General features: G+C 38.0%; 15 protein-coding genes. All 15 read left to right on the forward strand.

Features of this window, described 5'->3' with window-relative positions; genetic code table 11:
- Positions 1–5: 5 nt before the first annotated feature.
- The 15 genes from rimO (at position 6) to cysW (ending at position 17711) form a co-directional block, all read left to right on the forward strand.
- Entirely contained in the window at positions 6–1319 is a 1314-nt protein-coding gene (rimO, locus tag LEP1GSC049_RS213795) for a 30S ribosomal protein S12 methylthiotransferase RimO (protein WP_004750297.1), read from the forward strand.
- Entirely contained in the window at positions 1316–2062 is a 747-nt protein-coding gene (gene pgsA / locus LEP1GSC049_RS213790) for a CDP-diacylglycerol--glycerol-3-phosphate 3-phosphatidyltransferase (protein ID WP_004763080.1), read from the forward strand. Before rimO ends, pgsA begins: the two co-directional genes overlap by 4 nt.
- On the forward strand, positions 2037–3047 hold the full coding sequence (gene trpD, locus LEP1GSC049_RS213785; protein WP_004750775.1) for an anthranilate phosphoribosyltransferase: 1011 nt from the start codon (positions 2037–2039) through the stop codon (positions 3045–3047). Before pgsA ends, trpD begins: the two co-directional genes overlap by 26 nt.
- 55 nt (positions 3048–3102) lie before the next feature.
- The gene (gene yajC / locus LEP1GSC049_RS213780; protein WP_004750391.1) at positions 3103–3429 is read left to right on the forward strand and encodes a preprotein translocase subunit YajC; all 327 of its coding nucleotides are present in this window, start codon (positions 3103–3105) and stop codon (positions 3427–3429) included.
- On the forward strand, positions 3426–4166 hold the full coding sequence (locus LEP1GSC049_RS213775) for an SRP-less Sec system protein (RefSeq protein ID WP_004750585.1): 741 nt from the start codon (positions 3426–3428) through the stop codon (positions 4164–4166). The genes yajC and LEP1GSC049_RS213775 overlap by 4 nt, the downstream gene beginning before the upstream one ends.
- Positions 4167–4176: 10 nt before the next feature.
- A complete protein-coding gene (gene secD, locus LEP1GSC049_RS213770) occupies positions 4177–6105 on the forward strand; it encodes a protein translocase subunit SecD (protein ID WP_004750705.1) in 1929 nt (642 codons plus the stop codon).
- A gap of 4 nt (positions 6106–6109) precedes the next feature.
- Positions 6110–7048 carry a protein translocase subunit SecF gene (gene secF, locus LEP1GSC049_RS213765; protein ID WP_004750680.1) on the forward strand — a complete coding sequence of 313 codons (939 nt, stop codon included), beginning with the start codon at positions 6110–6112 and terminating at the stop codon, positions 7046–7048.
- Positions 7048–8445, forward strand: coding sequence for a bifunctional diaminohydroxyphosphoribosylaminopyrimidine deaminase/5-amino-6-(5-phosphoribosylamino)uracil reductase (locus tag LEP1GSC049_RS213760; RefSeq protein ID WP_004763083.1), 1398 nt, complete (start codon positions 7048–7050; stop codon positions 8443–8445). The genes secF and LEP1GSC049_RS213760 overlap by 1 nt, the downstream gene beginning before the upstream one ends.
- Positions 8430–9032, forward strand: a complete 603-nt coding sequence (locus LEP1GSC049_RS213755; RefSeq protein WP_004750655.1) for a riboflavin synthase — start codon at positions 8430–8432, stop codon at positions 9030–9032. The genes LEP1GSC049_RS213760 and LEP1GSC049_RS213755 overlap by 16 nt, the downstream gene beginning before the upstream one ends.
- Positions 9033–10353: 1321 nt before the next feature.
- Positions 10354–11559: a bifunctional 3,4-dihydroxy-2-butanone-4-phosphate synthase/GTP cyclohydrolase II gene (locus LEP1GSC049_RS213750; protein ID WP_004750307.1), complete on the forward strand. Its 1206-nt coding sequence runs from the start codon at positions 10354–10356 to the stop codon at positions 11557–11559.
- Between the two features lie 871 nt (positions 11560–12430).
- Entirely contained in the window at positions 12431–13024 is a 594-nt protein-coding gene (locus LEP1GSC049_RS213745; RefSeq protein ID WP_004750378.1) for an imm11 family protein, read from the forward strand.
- A 727-nt stretch (positions 13025–13751) separates the two neighbouring features.
- Complete coding sequence (locus LEP1GSC049_RS213740) at positions 13752–14351, forward strand: dihydrofolate reductase family protein (protein ID WP_004759270.1); 600 nt, start codon at positions 13752–13754, stop codon at positions 14349–14351.
- Between the two features lie 655 nt (positions 14352–15006).
- The gene (locus LEP1GSC049_RS213735; protein ID WP_016748092.1) at positions 15007–16011 is read left to right on the forward strand and encodes a sulfate ABC transporter substrate-binding protein; all 1005 of its coding nucleotides are present in this window, start codon (positions 15007–15009) and stop codon (positions 16009–16011) included.
- A gap of 18 nt (positions 16012–16029) precedes the next feature.
- Entirely contained in the window at positions 16030–16875 is an 846-nt protein-coding gene (gene cysT / locus LEP1GSC049_RS213730) for a sulfate ABC transporter permease subunit CysT (protein WP_004750842.1), read from the forward strand.
- On the forward strand, positions 16872–17711 hold the full coding sequence (gene cysW / locus LEP1GSC049_RS213725) for a sulfate ABC transporter permease subunit CysW (RefSeq protein WP_004750577.1): 840 nt from the start codon (positions 16872–16874) through the stop codon (positions 17709–17711). Before cysT ends, cysW begins: the two co-directional genes overlap by 4 nt.
- The last annotated feature ends 1 nt before the right edge of the window (position 17712 follow it).

A 17712-nucleotide genomic window follows, 5' to 3' on the forward strand; every position in this document is an offset into this window, starting at 1 on the left:
TTTTTTTGGAGAAGAAGTTCTACATCACCACACTCGGCTGTCCTAAAAATACTGCGGACTCTATGAGTATGCATCATTCTCTTTTGGAAGAAGGGTTTACTCCTGCTTCTCTACCTGAAGAATCCGATTTCCATTTTATCAATACTTGTACGTTCATTCAATCCGCTACGGAGGAAACGATTCAGACCATTCTTTCGGCGGCCCAGGTAAAAAAACAAAATCATCAAAAGTTAGTCGTAGTAGGTTGTTTTGCGGAACGTTATCCGGACAATATACGTTCTGAAATTCCGGAAGTGGATTTGTTTTTTGGAACCGGCAAATATTCACAAGCTGGAAAAATTTTACGAGAAAAATTTCCGGAACTTTCTCCTTCTCGATTGGAATTTAACGATAGTTTATTAGAAAGATGGAAACTATCTTCCAAAATCGAAAACTATTCTAAACCGTATGCCTATGTAAAAGTTTCTGACGGTTGTAATCGAGGTTGTTCTTTTTGTATCATTCCTTCCTTTCGGGGAAAGTTCGTAGAATCTCCGTTAGACGATATTTTAAGAGATACAAATCGAGCGATACGCGCGGGCGCTAAGGAAATCTGTTTGGTTTCTCAAGATACGGTCTATTACGGAAGGGACTCCGAAATACTTTTGAATATGGTTCGTAAAGTTGCAGAGATCGATTCTCTCGAAATTCTAAGATTATTGTATTTGTATCCGGATAAAAAAACCGAAAAGTTAATTCGTTTGATGGGAGAAACTTCTAAGATCGCTCCTTATTTGGAATCTCCTCTACAACACGTATCTTCTAAAATTCTAAAGCTGATGAACCGAGTTGGAGAAAGTTCCTATTTCAAGGATCTATTTTCTCTTGCCAGAGAAGTTAAACCGGGTTTGGAAATTCGTACTTCGTTTATCATCGGTTATCCGGGGGAAGAACCCGAAGACGTGGATCAGATTTTACGTTTTATTGAAGATACCAGACCTGAAAAAGTGAATTTATTTTCCTATTCTCCTCAAGAAGGAACCAAAGGTGCCCAACTCAAACAAACCGTTTCCGAAAGGGAAAAATCGAAACGAATCAATCTGATCCGTGATTCTCATTTGCAGATCTTAGAGGAGATACACGAATCTAGAATCGGTCGAATCTACGATGCGATCGTGGACGGGGTGGAAGACGGACAAGCGCTGGTTCGTAGATTTCAAGACGCTCCCGAAATGGATGAAGTAGTTTACGTAGATGACGTTTCTCTCATTCCGGGTAAGATCGGAAAAGTGCGGATCGATTCCTTTTACGAATACGACATGAACGGAACTTGGGCATGAACAAGGCTATTTTCAATATTCCTAATATTCTTACTATGTTAAGAGTTGCTGCAGTACCTTTTTTTGTATGGTTTCTATTTCAAAAAGAATTGGAATATCATATTGCGGCTCTGATCCTTTTTTCGGTGGCTTCTCTGACCGATTTGATAGACGGTTATTTGGCCCGAAAGTGGAATCAGGAAACGGAGTTCGGTAAATTTTTAGATCCTCTTGCGGATAAGATCATCGTTACCGGTTGTTTTATTACGTTTATATTTTTACAAGAACAGATCGAATTTTGGATGGTTTGTTTGATCATCGGAAGAGATATGCTCATCACTTCTCTACGTTATCTTGCAATCCGCCAAGGACAGTCGATCCGTACTACGATGCTCGGAAAGGTAAAGACCGTTTTTCAAATGGGAGCCATCGTTTTGATTCTTGTGTTTTTTATTTTGATTTCTAGCAAAAAGAGGATTTTGATCAACCAAGAATACGCAACCGGAAAAGCGAATGGTCTGACCGTATTTGAAATCGCGACCAATAACGCGATTCAGTTCTTCCGAAATTTGGACCAAAATAACGGATTAGGAGACGTAGTTTTCGGTTTAGGAACGTTTGTTCCTTATTGGGGAATGTTGGTCACTACCGCGATCACTGTGATTTCCGGAATCCGTTATCTGGTTTCCAATAGTAAAGTTCTTTATCCTTCTAATCTCAAAAGGATGTTTCAAAAAAATGGAACCAAGAGCAGCCGTTCTTAAACTTATCGAGCGCAAACATTTAACCGCATTAGAGGCGGAATCTTTTATGAACCACGTGATGAAAGGAGAGGTTTCCGAAATTCTACTTTCTTCTTTTTTGACAGCGATACGTTCTAACGGAGAATCCGTAGAAGAAGTGTTAGGTTGTACGCTGGCGCTTCGTAAAAATGCTCTCCGACCCAAGACCGTTTTTCCATTTGATCTATTGGATACCTGTGGAACCGGAGGAGACGGACAAGGAACGATCAATATCAGTACTCTTTCAGCGATCGTTTTGGCTTCTTTAGGGATTAAGGTGGCTAAACACGGAAATCGATCCGTTTCTTCTCATACAGGTTCTAGCGATATATTGACTCGGTTAGGGTATCAAACCGAGACGACTCAAGAAGAAGTGGAAGCCCATCTTGTAAATAGAGGATTTACGTTTTTGTTTGCTCCTATGTGGCATCCTTCTATGAAACACGCCGGTCCGGTTCGAAAAGAACTGGGATTTAGAACCGTATTCAACATGATCGGTCCACTTTCCAATCCGTTTTCTCCTCAGTTTCAAATTATAGGAGTATATCAACCGGAATTGATGGAACTGTTTATTAGAGTATTACAATCTTTAGGTTTGAAGAGGGCTTTGGTATGTCATTCAAGGGATGGTTTGGATGAATTTTCAATCTTTCAGATTACAGATTATACTTTTTTAGAGAATGGAGTAATCAGTCGTCATTCGTTTGATCCTAAAATTTTAGGACTTTCTTCTTTAAACAAGGAGGAAGTGTATGCTTCATCCAGCGACCACGCAGAGGTTTTAGCGAGAAAGGTTTTGAATTCGGAATCGATTGCCGGAACACACGCGGTGGCATTGAATGCAGGAGCCGGACTTTTTGTAATGAGAAAGGTAGAAACGATCGAACAAGGGTATCAGATCGCCAAAGAAGCCATTCTTTCTGGAAAAACAAAAAAGTATTTCGAAGATTTAATTTCCAAAGAGTAAACGAGAAAAATACTGGTAAGAATTTGACGAAAAGAACCGAACAGGAAAGTAAACGATGACATTTTATATTTTACTACAGTTAGCTCAGGCCGCCGGAGAAGGAGACAAATCTCCTTTTTCTACTTTGCTTCTCATTCCGATCATGCTCGTGATCATGTATTTCCTGGTTATTCGTCCTCAAAGGAACGAAGAGAAAAAACGTAAGGAAATGATAGATAGTTTAAAAAAAGGAGACGAAGTAATCACTTCTTCCGGAATTCACGGAAAGGTAGTAGAGATCAAAGACAATAACGAAGTAGTGGTTCTAAATATCGCTAAAGATACCAACGTATCTTTTACCGCGAGTACGGTTCTAAAAAAGAAACAACAAGCGGACAAATGAAAAAAATTTCGGTCTTAATTCTAATCTTTTTATTTTTAGGGAATTTGGCGCTATTCTCTCAGGATGGGGAAGAGATTGACTTTTTAGAAAAGGTCACGGAGCCTAAAAAGACAGTCAGTAAAAAATCTTCTAATACTGCGGGCACTTCTTCGGGAACATCCACTCCTAAAAAAAAGGAAAAGAAAAGATCCAAAAAGAAAAGATCTAAAAAATCTTCCTCTTCCCTTCCAAATAATTTGGAAGAAACCCAAAAGAAAAATATTAATCATAACGAAACTTCTTCCGGAAATGATCATTCTAATTTGAATGGGGGCAATTCAGGTTCTTCTAATACACTTGAATCCGGAAATGTAGACGAACAACGCACGAGCGCTTCTAAGATTGATCTTAAAGATTTACCTAAACCGTATTGGGTTAACGAAGAAGTTAAAATTCATCCTAACAATTTACCTGGTTATACAGTTTCTCAAAAATCGGAACAAGGTTCCTCTTTTGGGAGCGAACTTTCCGAAATACTCAAGTTAGGTGAAGACAAAAAAAAGGAAGAGAACAAAAAGAAAGTTCAGGAAGTACAAAAATCAGGTTCTTTTACTGGATTTCTTTCTGAGTATAAAAAGCCTATTATCATCATAGTATTTATTTTATTATTTGCCTTATACCGATTGAAAGCGGGTAAATCACGCGGAAGTTCCAGCCGCAAATCCCCGGTTACGATCAATAAAATGAGAAGAGATTAGGAGTTTTTTTTTGAAATCTGCGACATGGATTTTTTTGCCGCTCTTGATTATTTTAGCGGCCACAGTGATACTTTATCCCAACTTCGCGACTAGAGAGTTGGAACTTGCGGTCAGAAAAGAATTTATTTCTATTCCTCCGGAACAAAAAAAGGCGATCCTTTCCCGTTTTGAAGAACGTTGGAACCGAGAATATAAACAATCCGATTGGGTCATTTCTCCTTCTCCTTCCGAACTTAAGGATGAACCTTTCTTGTTGGTAAAAGGAAGATTTATCACTTCTGCAAAGATCAACCAAATCTCTCAGGAAAATCCAGAACTGATCTTGGAAGCCAAGAACAAACTTCGTCCTACCTTGGTGGAAGAGTGGATCACAAAGGGACGTCCTCTGACGATCAAACTTGGTTTGGATTTGCAAGGTGGAATGAGAGTGGCGATGAAAGGAGATTTTGAAGACTATGCTTCTAAACTCCGGGAAAGTTATATTAGAGAAATTGAAAATTTAAATAAAACCGTGGCGGACCCTTCTGCAGACGAAAAGGAAAAGAAAAAAGCCAAGGACCGTTTGAGTGAAATTGAAAGTTACTTTGAACTTTCTCCGAGTCGAAAACTTTTAGAATTAGAAAAAGCGAAACTGATCATAGACAATCGTTTAACGAGCCAAAATTTGACCGAACCTCAGGTAAGGATTCAAAAAGATCAAGATTCCATAGAAGTTTCACTTCCGGGCGTAACCAATTCTTCCCAAATTTTGGAAATCATTCAAAATACTGAAACCGTGGAATATCGTTTAGAAGAACCGGAAAACTCTGCCGGAAACGGTTTGACATACGCCGCCATCATTCAACAAGAAGAGAATAGACTTCTCGAATTGAAAAGAAGGGAAGAGACGGATATAGTAGAATATCAGAATATTATAAAACAAAAACTTGGAAAGGCAGAGCAGGATAAGTTTCTGCAAGGTCTGGAAGAAAAGTATAAAATTCCGAGGGATAAATACAGGGTTTTTGCATATTGGGCCAGGGGGAATCATCAAAACTCCGCTTTACTTCCTAGAAAATTTGTTGTTTTAGAAAAAGCGATCGCTTTGGACGGAAGGGATATGAGGGACGCAAGGCCTTCCTTTGAAAATAATTCTTTTGGATATATCGTTTCTTTTACTTTGACTAGCAGTGGGGCAGAAAAATTCTTTGAGATCACTTCCCAAAACAAAGGTAGGAATTTAGCTATTGTTTGGGGAGATAAGGTTGTATCTGCTCCAACGATTCGAAGTGCGATCGCTGGCGGTGTGGCTCAAATAGACGGTTCTTTTACAAAGGAAGAGGCGGTCGATCTTGCAAACGTGATCAGTGAAGGTGCGCTTCCGATTCCTTTGAGAGTTTTGGAAATGAGATTTATCGGACCTACTCTTGGGATTGAATCTATCGAAGTGGGTATGAAGGCGGTTCTGATTGGATTTGTTCTAGTCATGTTCTATATGATTTTAATTTATCGTCTTTCGGGTATGGTGGCAAACATCGCACTTTTTGCGAATATAGTGATCTTAAGCGCTCTTCTATCTTTGATGGGATTTACTTTGACTTTACCTGGTTTTGCCGGGATCATTTTGACGGTAGGTATGGCGGTGGACGCTAACGTGATCATCTATGAAAGGATCAAAGAAGAATTACGTGCGGGTAAGTCCGCGACTGTCGCCGTGGCGCAAGGGTTTGACAATGCGTTTTGGACGATCATAGATAGTAACGTAACTACTTTGATTTCCGGGATTTTGATGATTCGTCTTGGAAACGGTCCGATCAAAGGATTTGCGATCACTTTGTGTTGGGGAATTATCACTTCTCTTTTTACGTCCTTGTTCTTAAGTCGTTTAGTGATGGATCTTTTGGTCAATCGTTTAGGGGTTCAGAAACTCCAACTTGGCTTTAAAAAATTGGAGTCCTAAAAGAATGTTTGATTTTATAAAATATAAATACGTTTCGATTTGTGTTTCCCTCGCTCTGATCGTATTCGGTTTTGGTTATACGTATGTGGTTCATGGGGGTTTTGCCAACTCTTTGGATTTTAACGGAGGTCTTAGAACCGTAATCGAATTTGATCAAAATACGGATCGTAGAAAGTTGGAAAATTACTTTGCCGAAAATAAGATCGAGGCGGTGCTTCTTCTTTTGGATAAGGAAAAACATCACTATCAGATTGATATAGGTTTAGGCTCCGTAGATTCAATTTTACTAAAATACAGAGAGAAAAACGGATTAAAACCTACGGATAAGGTGGAACTTTCCGGAATCGACGCTTTGATTTCGATCTTAATCGCAGATTTTGGAATTGATAAAAATAAAATACTCAGTGCCAACCAAGTAGGTGCGATCGTAGGAGGAGAACTTTCTTCCACTGGAACCACTTTGTTAGGGCTTACGATGGCGATCATACTCGCCTATATCAGTTTTCGATTTCAATTTAAGTTTGCTCTGGGAGCCATTTTGGCTTTGACGCACGATCTCATTTTGACGGTTGCGTTTATAGGATTTTTTCAAATTAAACCGAGTGTTCCTATCATTGCCGCCTTACTGACGTTACTCGGGTATTCGATCAACGATACGATCGTAGTATTTGATAGAATCAGAGAGAATGCCGCGGGAAATTTGAATCAAACTTTCGGACAGACGATTAATTCCGCGATCAATCAAACTCTGGGAAGAACGTTTAACACTTCTTTTGCGACGTTGATTTCTATCATAGCGATTATCATCGGAGGAGCGACCGAACTATTCGATTTTGCCTACGTTCTCACGTTTGGAATTGTGATCGGAACGTATTCTTCCATTTTTATCGCAGCCCCTCTTGTAGATATTTACGACCAAGTTATACGAAAGGCTCGCGGCTGATGACTTCCCTCCCGGAAAAGTTTCGGGAGGAATTGCGTAAACTTTCTTTTTTATCTATGGGAGAAAGTTCGCCGAACCCACCCGTTTCTTGTCTTATTACGGATATTGAAAACAAACGAATATTTGCCAAAGGCAGAACTTCGCCTACCGGTGGACCACACGCGGAAAGAAATGCATATTATGAATTTATTAATAACGGATTTTCGTCAAAACCGCATAACGTGTGGGTGACTCTTGAACCTTGTACACATCACGGTAAAACCCCTCCTTGTTTAGATTTAATTTTAGAACATAAACCGAAAACTCTTTACTACGGTTTAAAAGATCCTAATCCTCTCGTTCGTAAAAACGACGGTTTGGAAATTTGTAGAAATGCTGGAATTCAAGTGGTTTTAGATTTTGGTTTAAAAGAAATTGCGGAAGAAAGTTTATTTGGATTTATTTCGAGAATTGAAAAACAAAAACCTTCTATGATTATCAAATCGGCGGTTTCTAAAGAAGGTTTTTTTACCACCAAGGATAAGGCTACGGTTCGACTTTCTGGAAATTTATCAGATCGCCTAACTTCTATTTTGAGGGCAAAATGTGACGCGGTACTCATTGGCCCTAGGACTTTGTTCCAAGATCTACCTGGTTTGGATTTTAGGATCGGAGGCAATTGGGCTACCGATTTGGGAACCATTCAGGAAAATATTTTTGGTGAAAGTAATGGATTTGATATAAGCCGCTGGTTTGAAGCGGGAGTCGATTTGGAACGGGCAGGAGTTTTAAAATTTGAGCATGGGCCTTATTTTGAGAGAAGGGATAAAATCGAGGATTTAGAAAAAAATCTGGGAACAAGTTCTGAAATTACGAACCAAGGAACTTCCAGATTTTTAAAGAATATTTTAAAATACGGTTTTAATCCGGAAATTTCGGAAATTCATCGTAGGGATCAAGAAAGTTATCAACCATATCGTGTTTTTGTTATATTCGAAGAAAAAAATATACCTGAGGCTTGGATTGAAAAACAAAGAAGAATCAACAAAAAAAACGATTCTAAAAAATGTGTTTTTTTTCTAAAACGAAACGAATTTTTCAGCGAAAAAACCAAAGGGTTGCTCGAGTCCTTAACGGAGAACAAAATTTATACCTTTGATCCGGAAACGATGGCAGAGGAATGTCTGAACGTTCTATCTTCAATAGGAGTTAATCTGACACTAGTTGAAGGTGGAAATTTGATGTATGAAACTTTTTCTTCTAAAATGAGAGACGACGATCTCATTTTAAAAATTCGATCTATTTTTACCATACCAGAAGGTATAAGACCTAAGTTGATCACGGACTCTGAAACCTTAATTTGGAAAACGAATGTCGGAAAAGACATTTGGGAGGTGCACGGATGTTTACCGGTTTAGTCGAAACTACTGGAAGGATTTTTGAAATTCAGGAAACAACTGAAGGAAGAAGTTTTTTAGTGGAGACAAAGTGGGTTCACCCTGATCTTAAGTTAGGCGATTCGATTGCGGTGAATGGTTGTTGTCAGACGGTTACTGAGTTTTATGAAGAAGGGAATCGTTTTCGTTTTTATGCCAGTTTTAAAACATTAGAATTGACTAATTTCAAGTTTCTTAAAGTAGGAGAAGAAGTCAATTTAGAGAGGAGTGCACTTCCTACAACTCGTTTAGGTGGACATCTTGTAAGCGGTCATGTGGACGGGGTTGGAAAAATTCTGAACAAAGAAGAAAGAGAAGGTGGAAATGTGATTTGTTATACGGTCCGAAATGATTCTTCTCTTTCGAAATACATCGCCCCGAGAGGAAGTATTACTGTGGATGGTATTTCGTTAACCGTAGTTAATTCCCATTCTGATACGTTTGATCTGGTTTTGATTCCAGAAACCCTCAAAAAAACGAATGCTAAATCTTGGAATTCAAATTCAGTTTTAAACTTAGAAATAGATCTTGTGGCTCGTTATTTGGAACAACTTATTAAGTTTCAGTAATAGTTCCTACATTTTCAGAGTTTATCCGTATAATTGAGATTTGTGGGAGTTCCCACATTCATTTTTATTTTTTGCTGTAAAATAAACCTTTAAAAAATAGATTTTTTATCGAACTCACGTTAAAAATGTGGGAACTATTACCATTTTAAATTTATCCAAAATGAATTTATGGACAAAGAGGCGTAATTTGCGTGGGAACTACTTCGTTTTGTTAACGTGAATTAACGCGAAAGGGATCGATGAATGAACTAAAGCACAACGCTTCCTATCATAACCAACCCCACAAGTTGAATAGGATTTTAGAATCATAAGGCTCAAAAACGCACATTTTTCAAGTGTTCCGACAAGACTGAGTCTTTTTACTTGCAAAAAGCATGTTTTTCTGATAGAGAAAAGTCTTCCGAATTTCTCCACCTGAATTGCGACCCATGGGAAGCAATTCATTGAGTTACCCCCACTCAAAAAATAGGGAAAACTAAAGCACAACGCTCTCTATGGATCGCGTTGTGGGGTGGGAACTCAGTTTTATAGAGGATTTGTCGTAATTCCCACAGATTTAATATTGAAATCTAAGGTAAGGTTATGACTTCCTATGAGGCGCGTTTGAAACTCAGCAAAACGCTTTTTACGAAAGCGTTTTAGGATCAAGTTATTGGTATTTTATGAAAATTGAATCTGATTCTCCAATTTCACAATAACTTGACCAGAGCTAAGAGGCCGGTGGATTCGCTCAGATTTTTTTACACCAAACTCACGTTAAATTAGAGTTTAATCTGGAAGTTATGGCCTTTTTGAGAGAAAATCTACAATTTTATCGCCAATTCTGTTTGAGTAAAATATATACATACTCTATTATATAGTTCTGAGTAGGCACCGAGTAATTCAAATTTAGAATTTTAGAAAATTCTAAATTTCTGTTTGTGTTCTATAAAATTGTAGATTTTTGAAAGACTTATTTCAGGTATTACTATTCGGACGTATAAAAATAGTACCAAAAATTAACGGTCGATTTTACCAAAGACGCAGAGGTTTTCAAAATTGCCTTTCTTCCGGAATGATTAGCTTTTTTGAAGTAAACTCATCATAGTATTATTTTCATGTGTCAGGGTCTTAAAAGAAAACATTTGGGAGTTTAGACAGATTACGTCTCTTTTCGATAATTTAAAGTTTTTGTATTGTGAATCCTCGGATTCGGAAATTTTGTTTTCCTGAAAATAAAGTCTAAACGTTATATTGTTTTTGAAAAGTAAATGGTAAACTTGATATTTAAGTTTCTGTAGCCAAATTTTAGTCCAATAGAAGAGATGGTAAGAATAGATTTATGATTCAACCCATTGAAAATGCAATCGAAGAAATTAAGTCCGGTAAAATGATCATACTTGTGGATTCGGAAGACCGGGAAAACGAAGGGGACCTTGTAGTTGCGGCCGAATTTGCGGATAAGGAAAAAATCAACTTTATGGCTGCCTTTGGGCGTGGTTTGATTTGTATACCTATGGAAGTCGAACGTCTTAAAAAATTAGGGCTGAATCGGATGGTAGACGACTATTCCCTAGGAGATAAACATGGAACTGCGTTTACCGTTTCAGTAGATGCTAAACACGGAACTTCCACCGGAATTTCTGCACAGGATAGGGCGATTACGGTTCAAGTTCTCTTAGATGATAAAACAGTTTCAGCCGATTTGATGCGTCCTGGCCATTTATTTCCTCTACAAGCGGTACCGGGCGGAGTTTTAAGAAGGGCCGGGCATACCGAAGCGGCTGTAGATCTGTCAAAACTTGCTGGTTTGTATCCGGCGGGTGTAATTTGCGAAATTATGAACGATGATGGAACTATGGCTCGTTTACCTGATTTAGAAAAATTTGCAAAAAAACACGGACTGAATATTTATACGATCGAAGATTTGATCCGTTATCGAAGAGCCAAAGAAAATTTAATTCGTTTAGAAGTAGAATCTAAACTACCGACCGAGTATGGAGAATTTACTATCCGAGCGTATTCTACTCTAATAGACGATAAAATTCACGTAGCTTTGATCAAAGGAGATATTAAAAAAGAAGAAACTACGATGGTTCGGGTGCATAGCGAATGTTTGACCGGAGATATTTTTTCGAGCAATCGTTGTGATTGTGGACCGCAGCTTCATTCCGCTTTGGAAATGATTTCTAAAGAAGGGAAGGGGGTTCTTCTTTATATGAGACAGGAAGGAAGAGGAATCGGTCTAATCAATAAATTAAAAGCTTATAATATTCAAGATAAGGGATATGATACGGTCGAAGCCAACGAAAAATTAGGCTTTGCACCGGATCTTAGAGACTATGGAATTGGAGCCCAAATTTTGAGAGAAATAGGCGTGGGTAAAATGAAAATTTTAACGAACAATCCTCGTAAGATCGTGGGTTTAGACGGTTACGGTTTAGAAGTGGTAGAAAGAGTTCCGATCGAAATTCAACCTGGTTCCGACAATCATGGTTACTTGATGACTAAAAAATTAAAGCTTGGGCATATGTTAGGTCTTGGCTGAAGATTTTGGTTTTTTCTTTTTTAGAAGATTGATTTTATTCGCTTTTGTTTGAAGAATAGAGTTGTTGAAAAATTAATTCTTGATCTGTTTGTATTGGATTGAATGGACAATTGAAGCAATTTTACGAATCTTCACTATGGAATTTTTCAACAACTCTAATTATCTTTACTTAATGTGATAGCACGTAATCAAAATTAGGCGAATCCGTCTTGCCTTAGATCGGGCTCTTTAGCTCTGGTCAATAAATTGTATATTGGAAACGTTATATACTAATTCTCTTGAGTTTCCTCGCATTGATCCCTTTTGCATTGTATTCAATTCGCGTTACTAAATATAAGTGTTGAGATCTGAACTTTACAGATTGATTTCTAAAATGAGAGGAACTCATACAAAAAGCAAATTTTAAAAATTTATAATGTGATTTAATTCGTGGGAACTACCGTAAATTTCGATTTTACAAACAAATTTTAAAATTGCAGGGAATTTATACTTTTAAAGAATTTTTTCTCAATTTTTTCCCAGTTTATCTTCTTCGATATTTGATACAACGGGTGTCTAGGATCCAAGATCTGGTCTAATCGGTTGCGAAATAAATCACCTTGATTCTTCTGTTTTCATTTTCATCACGTTTTTTTTATGGTTTTCCCGAATCGTTTTTGAATGACGAGCTGAATCAGTATGGTATAGTGAACGATTCCGATCGAGTGTAGAAATCCAAAACTATTTGCTCTTAAATAACCTGGATGAGTACATGCTGATTGTCGTCTTTTTCACATCTGTAGATACAGAAGCCTTAGGAAGGGTGCGATAAAGGTATCCTGAAAAAAATTTGACATCTCAGTCGTTTTTGAAATTTTGAATTGCTCAGGATATGTACTATGTAATTGACTACTTAACCAATCCATCCGTTGAAGATGACGACGACGGCCCATTTCTGGAAATTCACGAGGAGCTTGTCAAAAGACCGGAGCCAATAAACTGGCATATGGGAAAACGTTTCGATATTGAAGTAACAGTTCCTATCGAAGTTCCCGTTTCCCCGCGTTTTGATTATGATGGACCGCCTCCTGATTTTTTTGACGGCTCTATCAGTCTTTTATCTCCAAGACTCGCTAAAGTTTTACAAGACAACGGTGTGAACAATTTAGATCTTTATGAAGTCGTTTTAATATACATGGATTCTGGTAAACGGGCCGAACATTACGCTTTCAATATTACGAATAAAGCATCCGTTATCGATTTTAAAAAATCTAATATAGAAAGTTATGATGAACACTATTCCAGTGATTCGAGTATAAGAGGTTTTGCAGTGGATGAGCGTAAAATACAGAACCTTCCTCCAATTTTTCGGTTGGAGGAGAACCTAATGACTATATTAGTACACGAACGTATCAGAAATGCGATCCATGCAGCGGGAATCAATTCGTTTGCTTTCGTCGAACCGAAAAATTGGATCCAGTTGTAGAATTTTGAAACGTCTCATCCGAGTTTACGATTGCGTTGATGGCATTTTATAGATGACAAAAGAAGATGAATACTATTTGGGAATGATTCAAGGTAGGGACCGACCGAAAAAAGATGTAATCTGAAAATTTCGGCATATTGAAAATCAGAGAAAAACTCTAGAGCGATCGTTTTCAAGCGTAAGGCACCTAATAAACCGTGTGGTCATCACTTATTTTAACGTGAACTCGATTTAAGAAAATTTGGGCAAATAATAAACTCAGGTGCAACGACTCCCTACGGGTCGTCGTCGCAGCTCGCAAATTTCATAATTAATATGCTCTCGACTTAAACGTGCTTTTGTTACGCCCTGCTCACGTTAAATTACAATTGAATTTTCTCTTCTCCAAAATTTCATGAACTAAATTAATTCTCCATCATGCTTAAGGAAATATTTTGAATTAATGGCGGGAACCCTAATCTACTTATTAAATGACCATCGATATAACCTTTATTTTTCAAATAATTTAGTTCGTTCAAAACACGATGATGATCCCTTTTGTATAATTTTTCGTGAGATCTCTCTGTGATACATTAGCAATTAAAGGTATATTGATATTTTAATAAAATATTAGATAAATTTCTATCTTAATTCATGTTAGTTTTACAATTGTAAATTATGCAACTTTCGTGAATTAGTAGTTAGGCGGCCATGTCTCAGCCCGTGCTGATAAATAAAAAGCCGATTAATGGTGCTTGAACTTTTCAGCGAACGCTATATAAACGGGTTTATGAGAAAAATTGTTTTCGCAATCAATATTACCACTGATGGATATTGCAGCCACACGGACATGATTGCCGATGAGGAGTTGCACAGATACTTTACTCGCCTATTGCATAGCGCGAGTCTCCTCCTCTACGGTCGAATCACGTATCAACTGATGGTACCATTTTGGCCCGATGTCGCTAAAGATCAATCGATGCCAGAGGCAATCAATGAGTTCGCTCGAGTGTTCGACTCGCTCGAAAAAATCATTTTCTCCACCACATTGAAACACGTTGAGGGAACAAACTCCAGACTTGCGCGCGCAGACCTTGCGGAAGAGGTGCTCACATTGAAGCAGCAACCTGGAAAGGATATTTGCGTGGGCAGTTTGAGTATTGCGTCCCAACTTTCGGAACGCCATTTAATTGACGAGTATCGTTTTGTGGTTCATCCGGTTGTTGCCGGAAAAGGACCGCGGTTATTTGATACCATGAAGCTGCAGGAAACGTTTAGGCTTGACTTTCTTGGTTCGGAAACTCTTCAATCCGGTGTAGTAGCTCTTCATTACAAAAAACATACGTGAAATATGAGTTAGGTGGTTTAAAATATAAAATTATAATAGAATGTAAAGACTATCTCTGTTGATAAAATCGATACATTCAATTATAAGAGAACTCATCAATAAGAAGCATAAATGGGAGAGTCTTTGTTGAAGGAATCAAATTGAGGAAAAATAGAAGATAATTAACAAAGATGAGCCGATTTTTTTCAGAATAAGTTTCAGGGGAATACTATCACTGTATAAACTTAAGTTAAAATGTATCAGAAGTAGTAGTTCCCACAACGATTCAATGTGAGAAGTAAGTAAGAAAATCCTAGATCAATTTTTCCGTAAAAAAATAGATGTGGGAACTCTCACAAATTGTGGATTTACAAGTTAAACTTTGAAAATTGTGGGAACTACTCGTTTCAGTTTATCGACACATTCGCATTTGGGAACGATTCTTAGTTTATTTTCAAATATTCTAATTCGTTTATAGGTGCTTTGTTTCTAAATTATTTTTTAGCCTATTTTTCAAAGTGAAATCTACAGACTGATTCTTTGGAGTCGTACCGGGAGTTATCAGAAACTCAACAAAATTCTTTACTTTTAGACAATAACCTAAGATATTGGATCAAATTATCTAATAAATTAGAAAAATTTTCGTTTTGTTGTAAGTTTTCCAGGGGAAGGCCAAATGAAATCCAAATCTTTAAGAATATTTTCATCGATTTTATGTTTTGTAGTTTCATTTTCTTTGTTTTCAGAAACCAAACTTTTAAATGTTTCCTATGATCCGACTCGGGAATTGTATTCGCAAATCAATAAATTATTTATAGAGCACTGGAAAAAACAAACCGGAGAAGATTTAGTCATTCATCAATCCCACGGAGGTTCCGGTAAACAAGCAAGAGCGGTCATCGATGGATTGGAAGCGGATGTAGTTACTTTAGCGCTTGCGCACGACATCGAGACGATCGCCGAAAAAACAAAACTTCTTTCTACTGATTGGGAAAAGTTACTTCCATATCAAAGTTCTCCTTACACTTCTACGATTGTATTTTTAGTTCGAAAAGGGAATCCGAAAGGGGTAAAGGATTGGGACGATCTTGTAAAACTGGGAATAGGAGTGGTTACCCCGAATCCTAAAACCGGAGGAGGGGCGCGCTGGAATTATTTAGCGGCCTGGGGTTATGCAAAAGAAAAATACGGATCTGAAGAAAAGGCAAAAACGTTTATGAAAAGTTTATATTCAAATGTTCTTGTATTGGATTCGGGTGCGAGAGGTTCTTTGACTACTTTCGTTCAAAGAGGAATTGGAGACGTTTTGATTTCCTGGGAAAACGAGGCGCATTTAGCACTTCAAGAAACCGCAAAAAATCCAAACGTGGAAATCGTATTTCCATCCGTAAGTATTTTGGCCGAACCTTCCGTTGCGGTCGTAACTAAAAACGCTGAAAAACACAATACTTTAAAAGTCGCTGAGAATTATCTGAAGTTTTTATATTCTTCGGAAGGTCAAGAAACGATTGCAAAAAACTACTACCGTCCCACGGATAAAAAAGTAGCGTCCAAATATAAAAGTATATTCAAAAATTTGAAACTGTTTACGATTAGAGACGTAGCCGGTTCTTGGAAAAACGCTCAGGAAAAACATTTTTCTGACGGAGCCATTTTTGATCAGATTACTTCAAAACGATGAATAAAAAAATTCTTAGATTTGAAAAGAGAAAACGTGGCCACTTTTAGGACAAAACCTTACGGAAAAACCGCCTTTGGTATTACATTAGGTGTAACAGTATCTTATCTGAGTTTGATCGTTATCATTCCGTTAGGTGCTCTTTTTTTAAAAAGTACTGGAATCGGCTGGGAAGGTTTTTGGAAGTTACTTACCCACGAAAGGATTTTAGCTGCCCTCTATTTAAGTTTTGGAGCGGGGGCGACGGCGGCGATTCTCAATTTGTTTATCGGATTTTTATTTGCTTGGGTATTAGTACGTTATAATTTTCCTGGAAAGTCTTTACTCGATTCTCTAGTGGATCTTCCGTTTACTTTGCCGACTGCGGTCGCCGGAATTGCTCTTACTACAATTTATACTCCGAACGGAATCATTGGAAAATTTTTTGAACCATTGGGAATCAAAATTGCATATACTCCGATCGGAATCGTTATCGCTCTCGTGTTTATAGGTTTTCCGTTTGTTGTCAGAACCGTTCAACCGGTTTTAGAAGAGTTTCCTAAAGAACTGGAAGAATCTGCCTATTGTTTAGGAGCAAGCCGCTGGCAGATATTTAGAAGAGTAATTTTTCCGGAGCTTGTTTCTCCTTTGGTTACCGGAGCCGCGATGGCGTTTGCGAGAGGAATTGGGGAATACGGTTCTGTAGTGTTTATATCTGGGAACCTTCCCGGTAAAACGGAAATTCTTCCCTTGTTGATCGTCACCAAACTGGAACAATACGAATACGAAGAAGCGACTGGAATTGCATTTATCATGCTTGTTATTTCATTTAGTATATTATTATGTATTAATGTTATTCAAAACATTGCCGCTAGGAGAAGCGAATGAAACAAGAATCGTTGATTGTTCGAAGTTTTCTTATCGGCGTCGTTTTTTTTCTCACCGGTCTGATCTTGATTCTTCCTATTTATACCGTTTTTCAAGAAGCGTTTTCCAAAGGTTTTAGCGCTTACTGGGAAGGAATTCGGGAACCAGATACCGTTTCCGCTTTCAAATTGACTCTTTTAGTGATCGGAATTGCCGTTCCTTTGAATACCATTTTCGGAGTTTTTGCCGCTTTCTCATTGACTCGTTTTGAATTTCCGGGCAAAAGCTGGATACTCACGATCATAGATTCTCCGTTTTCGGTTTCACCCGTGATCTCCGGTTTGATTTTTATTCTTCTTTTTGGAAGACAGGGGTGGTTTGGTCCTTGGTTGGAGGAATTAGATTTCAAAATTGTATTCAATACTCCTGGGCTTGTGATCGCTACGATTTTCATTACTCTTCCTTTTGTGGCAAGAGAACTCATTCCTTTATTGGACGCAACCGGTATGGAAGAGGAAGAAGCAGGGCTTCTTTTAGGAGCTTCTCCGATTAAAGTATTTTTGAAAATAGTTGCACCCGGTATCAAATACGGACTGTTATACGGAATTATACTTTGTAATGCGAGAGCTATGGGAGAATTTGGTGCGGTCTCCGTTCTTTCCGGACATATTCGAGGCCAAACGAATACGTTACCGCTACAGATCGAAGTACTTTATAACGAATATAATTCTGTGGCTGCTTTCTCCGCGGCTTCTCTTCTTGTGTTTTTATCCTTAATCACTCTCGTAGCTAAACAGATCTTGGAAAGAAAAATCAAAATTGTAAAAAAAGAGGAATTTCTCCAAGAGGAGGTATAAC

It is taken from the genome of Leptospira kirschneri serovar Cynopteri str. 3522 CT, assembly GCF_000243695.2.
Lineage (GTDB): Bacteria > Spirochaetota > Leptospiria > Leptospirales > Leptospiraceae > Leptospira > Leptospira kirschneri.

Coding starts and splice junctions, on each gene's coding strand:
- LEP1GSC049_RS213755 (WP_004750655.1), top strand. CDS start 8,430: ATGTTTACCGGTTTAGTCGAAACTACTGGAAGGATTTTTGAAATTCAG.
- LEP1GSC049_RS213775 (WP_004750585.1), top strand. CDS start 3,426: ATGAAAAAAATTTCGGTCTTAATTCTAATCTTTTTATTTTTAGGGAAT.
- yajC (WP_004750391.1), top strand. CDS start 3,103: ATGACATTTTATATTTTACTACAGTTAGCTCAGGCCGCCGGAGAAGGA.
- LEP1GSC049_RS213740 (WP_004759270.1), top strand. CDS start 13,752: ATGGTGCTTGAACTTTTCAGCGAACGCTATATAAACGGGTTTATGAGA.
- LEP1GSC049_RS213735 (WP_016748092.1), top strand. CDS start 15,007: ATGAAATCCAAATCTTTAAGAATATTTTCATCGATTTTATGTTTTGTA.
- LEP1GSC049_RS213760 (WP_004763083.1), top strand. CDS start 7,048: ATGACTTCCCTCCCGGAAAAGTTTCGGGAGGAATTGCGTAAACTTTCT.
- pgsA (WP_004763080.1), top strand. CDS start 1,316: ATGAACAAGGCTATTTTCAATATTCCTAATATTCTTACTATGTTAAGA.
- LEP1GSC049_RS213750 (WP_004750307.1), top strand. CDS start 10,354: ATGATTCAACCCATTGAAAATGCAATCGAAGAAATTAAGTCCGGTAAA.
- LEP1GSC049_RS213745 (WP_004750378.1), top strand. CDS start 12,431: ATGTACTATGTAATTGACTACTTAACCAATCCATCCGTTGAAGATGAC.
- secF (WP_004750680.1), top strand. CDS start 6,110: ATGTTTGATTTTATAAAATATAAATACGTTTCGATTTGTGTTTCCCTC.
- trpD (WP_004750775.1), top strand. CDS start 2,037: ATGGAACCAAGAGCAGCCGTTCTTAAACTTATCGAGCGCAAACATTTA.
- cysW (WP_004750577.1), top strand. CDS start 16,872: ATGAAACAAGAATCGTTGATTGTTCGAAGTTTTCTTATCGGCGTCGTT.